Here is a 9,603-nt window from a genome sequence, read left to right as displayed (position 1 = left end):
GCCCCGTCGGCCCCGTGGCCCCCCGCTGGCCCGTCGGAGTCCGCCCGCACCGAGGACCGAAGCGTTCCCGAGCGGTCCGGCGCCGAGGCCAACCGTGGGGGAGCAGGGCGCGCCGCCGGCGGCGCGCCAGTTCCGGCCACCGAGCCGGCGCCGGCCACCGACGACGACGCACCGCCGGAATCCGAGGACGCACCGCCGGACACCGAGCCCGGGATTGAGCCCGAGCCTGAGTCCGAGTCCGAGTCTGGGCCCGAGTCCGGGCACGGTGTGGGCTCTCGGCCTGGCTCGGACACCGACACCGACGCTGACGCTGGCTCGGACACCGACTCTGGCTCGGACACCGACGCTGATGCTGATGCTGATGCTGATGCTGATGCTGATGCTGATGCTGATGCTGATGCTGGCTCTGGCTCTGGCTCTGGCTCTGGCTCTGGCTCTGACGCCGCTTCCCACTCCAGTCCCAGTTCCAGTCCCGGCACCGAAGCGCGCCCGGCCTCCGAGCGCCCGATGCGAACCCCGGCGCCGGCCGGAGCGGCGGTCACCGCCTGGGCCACCGCAGTCATCCCGGGATCGGCATCGGCATCGGCAGCCTCGGTAGGTGGAGCCCCGCCGCGGACGCCCGACGCCGCGCCGTCTCCCGCATCGACCGCGTCGTCCGCCTCGGTGCCGTCCCCGGCAACTCCCTCGGCACCCCCGCCCTCCGCACCCACACCCTCGGCACCCACACCCTCGGCACCCCCGCCCTCCGCACCCCCGCCCTCGGCACCCACTCCCTCCGCATCCCCGCCCTCGGCACAAACGCCCTCCGCATCCACGGCGGCAGCACCCGCCGCGCCGGAGGGAACGAGCGACACCCCCTCGCCGCCCCCGTTCGACGACCCGCCCCCGTTCGACGACCCGCCCCCGTTCGAGGACGAACCGCCGCCCTACGACGAACCGCCGCCCCACGAGGACGGCGACGTGCCGCCCGACGATGAGTACCCGCCCGACCGGTTCGAGCGGTCGGCGCCGGCGCGTCCGCCGGCATCCGTCCCGGCATCCGTCCCGGATTCCCGGTCGCCCGTCGCGTCAGCAGCAGGCTCCGCTTCCGGCCCGGTTGGCACCCAGACGACCGCTGGGCACCCGGGTTCCCCCGCCACCCGCACGGCACCGCAGGCGGGCAAGGCCCCGGCGGGCACCGCCGCGGCGAAGGCCCGGCGCGGCCCGGCCTTCGCCGAGAAGCAGCGTTACGGAGAATCCGTCGTGCGCGAGATCCTCGGCGCGACCTTCCTCGAAGAACAAGATCACATCCCGGCATCCCGAAGCAGAGGCGACTAGTCCATGTACGAAGGCATCGTTCAGGAACTGATCGACGAACTCGGCCGGCTCCCCGGCATCGGCCCGAAGTCCGCCCAGCGCATCGCATTCCACATCCTGCAGACCGAGCAATTCGACGTGACCCGGCTCGCGAACGTGCTGCTCGAGGTGCGCGACAAGGTGCGCTTCTGCTCCATCTGCGGGAACGTCTCCGAGCAGGAAACCTGCCTGATCTGCCGCGACCCCCGCCGCAACCCGGCCATGATCTGCGTGGTCGAAGAGGCCAAAGACGTCGTCGCGATCGAGCGCACCCGCGAGTTCAAGGGGCTCTACCACGTGCTCGGCGGGGCGATCAGCCCCATCGACGGCATCGGGCCCGACGACCTGCGCATCCGCCAGCTGATGCAGCGCCTCGCCGACAACACGGTGCAGGAAGTCATCATCGCCACCGACCCCAACCTCGAGGGCGAGGCAACGGCCACCTATCTGTCCCGGCTGCTCACGACCCTCGAGATCACGGTCACCCGCCTCGCGTCGGGGCTGCCCGTCGGTGGCGACCTCGAATACGCCGACGAGGTCACCCTCGGCCGGGCCTTCGAGGGGCGCCGCACCGTCACGCACTAGCCCACGCCCACTAGCCCACACCCACGGATGCCCCTCCGCGCCCACGGATGCCCGTCCCGCACCGTTCCGCGACCGCGAGGCGCTCCTGCTCCGGCACCGCGGCATCCGTTGCGGGCGTTCGAGCGGAGTTTTTCGCGACACGCCGTCGGCGGCGCCCGCGAAGACGGCGTGTCGCGAATTTCTCCGCCTCAACGGACTGTCGGCCACCCGGGCGCACATGCCGTCACATTGCCGTCGCCGAATACAAACGCATTTATGATGGGAGCTTGGGCTGTGCCCGCCTACCCGATGTTCAGGAGTCCCACGTGAGCTTGATCGTGCAGAAGTTCGGCGGTTCATCCGTCGCCGACGCGGAAAGCATCAAGCGCGTGGCCAAGCGCATCGTCGACACCCGCAAGGCCGGCAACGAGGTCGTCGTCGCCGTCTCCGCCATGGGCGACTCCACCGACGAGCTCCTCGACCTGGCCCACCAGGTCACCCCGATCCCCGCCCCGCGCGAACTGGACATGCTGCTCACCGCGGGGGAGCGCATCTCGATGGCGCTGCTGGCGATGGCCATCAAGAGCATGGGGTACGACGCCCGGTCCTTCACCGGCAGCCAGGCCGGCATGATCACGGATGCCCAGCACGGCGCCGCGCGCATCGTCGACGTGACCCCGGGCCGCATCCGCGACGCGCTCGATGACGGGGCGGTGGCGATCGTCGCCGGCTTCCAGGGCTTCAACCGCGACACCAAGGACATCACCACGCTCGGCCGCGGCGGCTCCGACACCACCGCCGTCGCCCTCGCCGCCGCCCTGGGCGCCGACATCTGCGAGATCTACACGGATGTCGACGGCGTCTTCACGGCCGACCCGCGCGTTGTTCCCCGCGCGCACAAGCTCGACCGGATCACCAGCGAGGAAATGCTCGAACTCGCCGCCGCCGGTGCCAAGGTCCTCTATATTCGGGCGGTGGAATACGCCAGGCGGCACGGGGTGACCCTGCACGTGCGGTCCTCGTTCAACAACAACATCGGCACCATCGTCTACAACCCGCTGACGACCGGCCGGACCGGCGCCATCCCGAGCTCGTCGGTCCCGGGCGCCGCACAGCCCAATCCCGCAACCGCGAATGGAGAGACAGTGGAAGAACCAATCATCGCCGGGGTCGCCGCCGACCTGAGCGAAGCGAAGGTCACGGTCGTCGGAGTCCCCGACATCCCCGGCAAGGCCGCCCAGATCTTCAAGATCGTCGCGAAGACAAACGCCAACGTGGACATGATCGTGCAGAACGTGTCCGCCGCGTCCACCGGGCTGACCGACATCTCCTTCACCCTGCCCAAGTCGGAGGGCCAGCAGGTGCTGACCGCGCTGACCAACGAACAGGACAACGTGGGCTTTGCCGGCCTGCAATACGACGACCAGATCGGCAAGCTCGCCCTCGTCGGCGCCGGGATGCGCACCAACACCGGCGTCTCGGCCCGCCTGTTCGAGGCGCTCTACGAGGCCGGGATCAACATCGAGATGATCTCGACCAGTGAGATCCGGATCTCGGTCGTGACCCGCGCCGACACCATCAACGAGGCGCTCCGGGTCGTGCACACGGCCTTCGGGCTCGACGCCGCCGACGACGCGATCGTGCACGGCGGCACCGGCCGCTAGCCGGCATCCCGTCCCGGCACTGCCGCCTCGGCCGCGCCGATGACACCGCCGCTTCGCGCATAACTCCTGCAATTTCGACTGAGATCCGCCGGGAGTGCCGCCTCCAGCCCCGAACTGGAAGAATTGCAGGAGTTATGAACATTGACTCAGGAAGATCGACCGGGTCGGACCGAATGCCAACCGTAAGGACAACATCGTGACCAGCACCGCAGGAATCCAGATCGGCGTCGTCGGGGCCACCGGCCAGGTCGGCGCCGTCGTGCGCCGCCTGCTGGAGGAGCGGGACTTCCCGGTCGCCGGCATCCGTTTCTTCGCCTCCGCCCGCTCCGCCGGCACCACCCTGCCGTGGAAGGGCGAGAAGATCGTCGTCGAGGACGCGGCCACCGCCGACCCGACCGGCCTCGACGTCGCCATCTTCTCCGCCGGCGCCACGCTCTCCCGCGCCCAGGCGCCGCGCTACGCCGCGGCCGGCGTCACAGTCATCGACAACTCCTCCGGCTGGCGGATGGACCCCGAGGTCCCCCTGGTCGTGAGCGAGGTCAACCCGGAGGCGATCGGGCAGGCCGTCAAGGGCATCATCGCCAACCCGAACTGCACCACCATGGCCGCCATGCCCGTGCTCAAGGTGCTGCACGACGAGGCCGGCCTCGAACGCCTGATCGTGAGCACCTACCAGGCCGTGTCCGGCAGCGGACTGGCCGGCGCCCGGGAGCTGGCCAGCCAGGTGCGCGCCGCCGCGCTCAATGACAACCTGCTCCAGCTCGTGCACGACGGCTCGGCCGTGGCCATGCCGGACCCCGTGCTCTACGCCCGCCCGATCGCGTTCGACGTGGTGCCGCTGGCCGGGTCAATCGTCGACGACGGCGAGTTCGAGACCGACGAAGAGAAGAAGCTCCGCAACGAGAGCCGCAAGATCCTCGGCCTGCCCGACCTGCTCGTGTCCGGCACCTGCGTGCGAGTGCCCGTTTTCACGGGGCACTCGCTCTCCATAAACGCCGAATTCGCCAGCCCGCTCACGGTCGCCCGTGCGCTCGAACTGCTCGCCACCGCGCCCGGCGTGGTCGTGACGGATGTCCCCACCCCCCTCGAAGCGGCCGGCCAGGACCCGAGCTTCGTCGGCCGCGTCCGCCAGGACCGCGGTGTGCCGGACGGGCGCGGCCTCGCCCTGTTCATCACCAGCGACAACCTCCGCAAGGGCGCCGCGCTCAACGCCGTGCAGATCGCCGAACTCGTCGCCGCCGACCTGACCGCCGGGCACGTCTCCGAGCCGGCCGCCGGCTAGTCGACCCACGGCCAGCGCTCGCGCCCAGCGGTAGGCGAACGTCCCGGATGGAGTTTTTCGCGATTAGCGGCGTGTCCTGCCCGCGAACGCGGCGTGTCGCGAATTTCTCCGATTCAAGGCGCGGGTCCGAGACATCCGGCGGGCAAACGTGCCGGTCTCGCCTCCACCTCCCGCGCCCCGAGGGGCACCGGGAGTGGGGGGCGCAGGCAGAGAGGCCGGTGCACTAATGTGTGGAAGCATGGGTGGGAATTCGGTGGCAGCAGGCGTGGGGCGCTTCGGCCTCGCCGCCTTCGCCGCAGCCGCCCTCCTGGCGATCGTCGGCGCGGTGGTCTCGCTCGTCCCGGCTCCGCCGGAGCACTGGGCCGTCGCCGCGCTCGGTGTTCTCTGCGCCGGCGTGCTCGAACTCACCTGGGTGCGGCTCGGCAGCGTCGCGCACCGCAGCCCGATGATCTCCCTCCCGGTTCTCGCCCTGCCGGCCATGGCCTCCCTGGTGTCGATGCCGACGGCGATCGGGGCCATCGCGCTCGGCGTGCTCCTCGCCGTGCTCCTCGAAGCCGGCCGCATCACGGTCGCCCTCTACAGCGCCGGCCTGCAAAGCCTGGGCGGGCTCCTCTCCGCCGGGCTCTTCACCGGGCTTCGGGTCCTCGGGTTGACCGACCTCGCCGCGGTGGCCGCGGCGTGCGTCGGCTACGTCGGATTCGTGCTCCTGGTGGAGGTCCTGTGCAAACGGATCATCGGTCCTCCCGTCGATCGGGGCGGGCGACCGCCGCTCTCGCCCCTCCGACTGACCGGCGCGGTCCTCGGCGCGGTCCTCGTCGCTGTGCTCGCCGCACTCTGGAGCGTCGTGGGACCGCCCTTCCTCGTCGAGGTGAGCGCGACCGTGAACACACTCGAGGTGCTCCTCGGAATCGTGATCGTCGCGGCGATCGTCAAGGTCATCTCCGTCCTCACCGACATGCGTCGCCGGCTGGCCGGCCTCGTCGCCGGCGCCAGCGCCCTGAGTGCGGATGCCGAGACCGGCGCGCGGTCGGGGGCCGAGATCGCCGAGGTGCTCTGCCAGGCCGTCGCCGACGCTGTCGGGGTCGAAACGGTCGTCGTGCGCGAGGAGCCGGCCCGGCCGGGCGAAATCAGCCTGCCGTTGACGTTCGTTGCGCCGGGCGCCGAGCGGTACATCGTGGTCAGCCGGGACGCGATGGACGGCGCGTTCACCGGGAACGACCGCCGGGCACTCGACGCCCTGGTGACGACCGCCGAAATGGTGGTCAGGGCCGGCCAGAACGTCGCGGGGCTGACCCTGCGCGCGAACACCGACCCGCTCACCGGCCTGCCCAACTACGGCGCGTTCCAGGCGGCGCTGGCGAACGTCAACGACCACCGGGACTACTCCGAGGCCCTCGCGGTGCTCTTCCTCGACCTCGACGACTTCAAGCGGCTGAACGACCGGCACGGGCATGCGGCCGGCGACGAGGTGCTGCGCGAACTCGGCCGGCGCCTGCGTGCCGTCGTGCGCCCGGACGACCTGGTCGCCCGGGTCGGCGGCGACGAGTTCGTGGTCATCCTGACCCACCTCACCTCCCTCGGCGAGGCGAAGGTCGTGGCCGAGCGCATCCTCGCCACCACCGGGGAACCGCTCACCGTCGGCCCGGCAACGTTCCACCCGATGATGAGCATCGGGCTGGCCTACTCTGCCCACCGGGAGACCGATCTCTCCCAGCTGGTGCAGGATGCCGACCGGGCCATGCTCGCGATCAAGAAGACCCGGCGTCGGGGCGGCTCCGCGCAGGAGAGCAGCATCAACATCTCCAGTCACCGCTCGAGCCAGATGAACGACATCATCGCCAGGGCCATCGACGAGGACCTGCTCGAACTCGCCTTCCAGCCCATCGTGAGCCTGGTCACCGGCCAGATTTGGGCCTTCGAGGCGCTGGTGCGCTACACCGACCCCGACCTGGGGCCGCTGTCGCCGCCGTCGATCGTGGAGAAGGCGAAGAGCCTCGGCCGGCTCGATGCGATGACCCGGCAGGTCGCCGTGAAGGCAATGGCCGCGGCCGCCGACTTCCGCCTGGTCGAACCCCGCGTGGTCTGCATGACCTTCAACGTGGAGGCCGGTCAGATCCTGCCCGAGCGCGTCGGCACGTTCGTCGAGGAACTCGCCGAACGTTACCCCGGGATCTCGCTCTGCCTCGAGCTGAACGAGCGGTCGATGGCCAAGGTGACCCCGGCCATCCGTGCCCAGGCCGACCGGATGCGCGACCTCGGCCTGATGATCGCGCTCGACGACTACGGCTCCCAGGATTCCTCGGTCGACTCGTTGGTGCGGATGCCGATGGACATCCTCAAGATCGACAAGAGCCTGGTCGACGACCTCGACGACATCCGGCAGCGCGAGGTGCTCACGGCGCTGCAGGGCTTCGGCGACAACCTCGAGTATTCGATGATCGTCGAGGGGGTGGAGAACGAGGCCATGGCCGTGCACCTGACCGCGCTCGGCATCCGCAGCGCCCAGGGCTTCCACTACGGCGTGCCGGAGAACTTCGAGCACACCCTGAGCCGGCTCGAACGGTACGGCGCCGCCGCCGTGGTGCCGCGGGTCATTCCCGTGCCGGCCGCGGAACTCGTCGTCCCCGCCGAGTCGCCCGCGGCCTGAGCGGACGCAGGGCGGCCGCCGGCCGGGCCGCCGCACCGGTTATTCTGGGGGGATGAGCACTGAGCCCGTACCCGCCGAGGTCGAGAACTACTTCGCCGACCTCGAGCCGGACCAGCGCGCGGTGCTCTACCCGGTGATCGACACCGTGCGCGACGCCATGCCGCCCGGCTATGCGCTCGGCATGTACTGGGGAATGCCCGGCTGGGTGATCCCTCTGGAGACCTACCCGAACACCTACAACGGCCGGCCGCTGGCCTACGTCAGCGTCGCCGCCCAGAAGAACTACAACTCGCTCTACCTGATGGGGCTCTACGGCGACCCGGCCGCGGATGCCGCGTTCCGCGCCGAATGGGCGGCCACCGGTCGAATGCTGAACATGGGGAAGAGCTGCCTGCGGTTCAAGACCCTCGCCGACGTCGACCTGGGGATCATCGCGCGCACGGTCGCGAGCATCCCGGTTGACCGGTACCTGGCGACCTACCAGCGGATCAGGCCGGCGTCGGCCACGGCCGCCACCCGCGCGGCGACGCGCGACCCGGCGCCAGGGGCGACCGCCACCCAGTGACCTGCGCGGAGCATCCGTTCGCCGGAGATACACTGAAAAGTGTGAATCCAATGGCGAAGGCTGATGTCGTATTAATTGGTGGCGGCATCATGAGCGCCACCCTCGGTACCCTGATCAAGCAGGTGCAGCCCGACTGGAGCATCGAGGTCTACGAGCGTCTGGGCGAGGTCGCCCAGGAGAGCTCCAACCCGTGGAACAACGCGGGCACCGGCCACGCGGCCCTCTGCGAGCTCAACTACATGCCGGCGGCCGAGGACGGCTCCGTCACCGCCGACAAGGCCGTGAGCATCAACGAGCAGTTCCAGATCAGCCGCCAGCTGTGGGCGCACCTGGTCGCGATCGGTGCGCTGCCCGAGCCGGCCAACTTCATCAACTCCACCCCGCACATGACGTTCGTGCGCGGCAAGGACAACGTGGCCTACCTGCGCAAGCGGTTCGCGGCGCTCGAGAACCAGCCGCTGTTCCACGGGATGGAATACAGCGAGGACCCGGCCGTGATCGGCGCCTGGACCCCCCTGCTCACCAGGAACCGGCCCAAGGGGCACAAGATCGCGGCCACCCGGATCGCCTCCGGCACCGACGTGGACTTCGGCGCCCTGACCCGCTACCTGTTCGAGAACCTCGCGGAGTCCGGCGCGGGCATCCACGTCAACCAGCACGTCACCGGCCTGAAACAGCAGACGGATGGCAGCTGGCGGCTGAACCTGCGCCGCCTGGTCGGCGGGTACCCGAGTCAGGTCAACGCCCGCTTCGTCTTCGTCGGCGCGGGGGGCGGCGCGCTCGCCCTGCTGCAGCAGAGCGGCATCCCCGAGATCAAGGGCTTCGGCGGCTTTCCGATCAGCGGGCAGTTCCTGCGCACCACGAATCCGAAGATCGTCGCCCAGCACCGGGCCAAGGTCTACGGCAAGGCCGCCGTGGGCGCCCCGCCGATGTCGGTGCCGCACCTGGACACCCGCATCGTGGACGGGCAGGCTTCGCTGCTCTTCGGCCCGTACGCCGGCTTCACGCCCAAGTTCCTCAAGTCGAGCACGTGGTTCGACCTCCCGTTCTCGATCCGCCCGCACAACATCGGGCCGATGCTCGCCGTCGCCGCACACAACTTCGGTCTGATGAAATACCTGATCGGCGAGATTTTCGCCTCGAAGTCCACGAAGCTCAGGGCGCTGCAGGAGTTCGTGCCCACCGCCAAGCCGGCCGACTGGGAGCTCATCACGGCCGGCCAGCGCGTGCAGGTCATGAAGAAGGACCCCGAGCAGGGCGGCGTGCTGCAGTTCGGCACCGAGGTCATCGCGTCGGCCGACGGCACGATCGCCGGGCTGCTCGGCGCGTCCCCGGGCGCGTCGACCGCGGCGCCGATCATGGTCGACCTGATCAAGCGCTGCTTCCCCGAGCACTACCCCGCCTGGGAGCCCAAGCTGCGCGAGATGATCCCGAGCCTCGGCACGAAGCTCTCCGACGACCCGGCCGCCGCCGCCGCGTCGCTCGCCGCCACCGCCGCCGCGCTGAACCTGACCGCGTAGGCGGCGCCCGCGGCGTCGCGCCGCTC

At 70.2% G+C, this 9,603-nt stretch carries 7 protein-coding genes; all 7 read left to right on the top strand.

Features of this window, described 5'->3' with window-relative positions; genetic code table 11:
- Nucleotides 1-960 precede the first annotated feature (960 nt).
- Complete coding sequence (locus tag E3T48_RS05050) at nt 961-1,317, top strand: hypothetical protein (protein WP_134522740.1); 357 nt, start codon at nt 961-963, stop codon at nt 1,315-1,317.
- A gap of 3 nt (nt 1,318-1,320) precedes the next feature.
- Nucleotides 1,321-1,920 (top strand): recombination mediator RecR, encoded by a 600-nt coding sequence (gene recR / locus E3T48_RS05045; protein WP_134522739.1) that lies wholly within the window; start codon nt 1,321-1,323, stop codon nt 1,918-1,920.
- A gap of 305 nt (nt 1,921-2,225) precedes the next feature.
- Nucleotides 2,226-3,563: an aspartate kinase gene (locus E3T48_RS05040; protein WP_134522738.1), complete on the top strand. Its 1,338-nt coding sequence runs from the start codon at nt 2,226-2,228 to the stop codon at nt 3,561-3,563.
- 196 nt (nt 3,564-3,759) lie between these two features.
- Nucleotides 3,760-4,845 (top strand): aspartate-semialdehyde dehydrogenase, encoded by a 1,086-nt coding sequence (locus E3T48_RS05035; protein WP_134522737.1) that lies wholly within the window; start codon nt 3,760-3,762, stop codon nt 4,843-4,845.
- 238 nt (nt 4,846-5,083) lie between these two features.
- On the top strand, nt 5,084-7,492 hold the full coding sequence (locus E3T48_RS05030) for an EAL domain-containing protein (protein ID WP_166789639.1): 2,409 nt from the start codon (nt 5,084-5,086) through the stop codon (nt 7,490-7,492).
- Between the two features lie 52 nt (nt 7,493-7,544).
- A complete protein-coding gene (locus E3T48_RS05025) occupies nt 7,545-8,057 on the top strand; it encodes a DUF1801 domain-containing protein (protein WP_134522735.1) in 513 nt (170 codons plus the stop codon).
- Nucleotides 8,058-8,098: 41 nt separating this feature from the next.
- Nucleotides 8,099-9,577 carry a malate:quinone oxidoreductase gene (locus tag E3T48_RS05020; RefSeq protein WP_255455802.1) on the top strand — a complete coding sequence of 493 codons (1,479 nt, stop codon included), beginning with the start codon at nt 8,099-8,101 and terminating at the stop codon, nt 9,575-9,577.
- Nucleotides 9,578-9,603: the final 26 nt, after the last annotated feature.

Source organism: Cryobacterium fucosi (assembly GCF_004403515.1).
GTDB lineage: Bacteria > Actinomycetota > Actinomycetes > Actinomycetales > Microbacteriaceae > Cryobacterium > Cryobacterium fucosi.
The sequence above is the reverse complement of the archived record's forward strand: the minus strand, read 5'-3'. Positions and strand labels throughout refer to the sequence as shown.

Bases quoted from the DNA above. Each gene is read 5' to 3' on its own strand.
- recR (WP_134522739.1), top strand. From the start codon at position 1,321: ATGTACGAAGGCATCGTTCAGGAACTGATCGACGAACTCGGCCGGCTC.
- E3T48_RS05030 (WP_166789639.1), top strand. From the start codon at position 5,084: ATGGGTGGGAATTCGGTGGCAGCAGGCGTGGGGCGCTTCGGCCTCGCC.
- E3T48_RS05025 (WP_134522735.1), top strand. From the start codon at position 7,545: ATGAGCACTGAGCCCGTACCCGCCGAGGTCGAGAACTACTTCGCCGAC.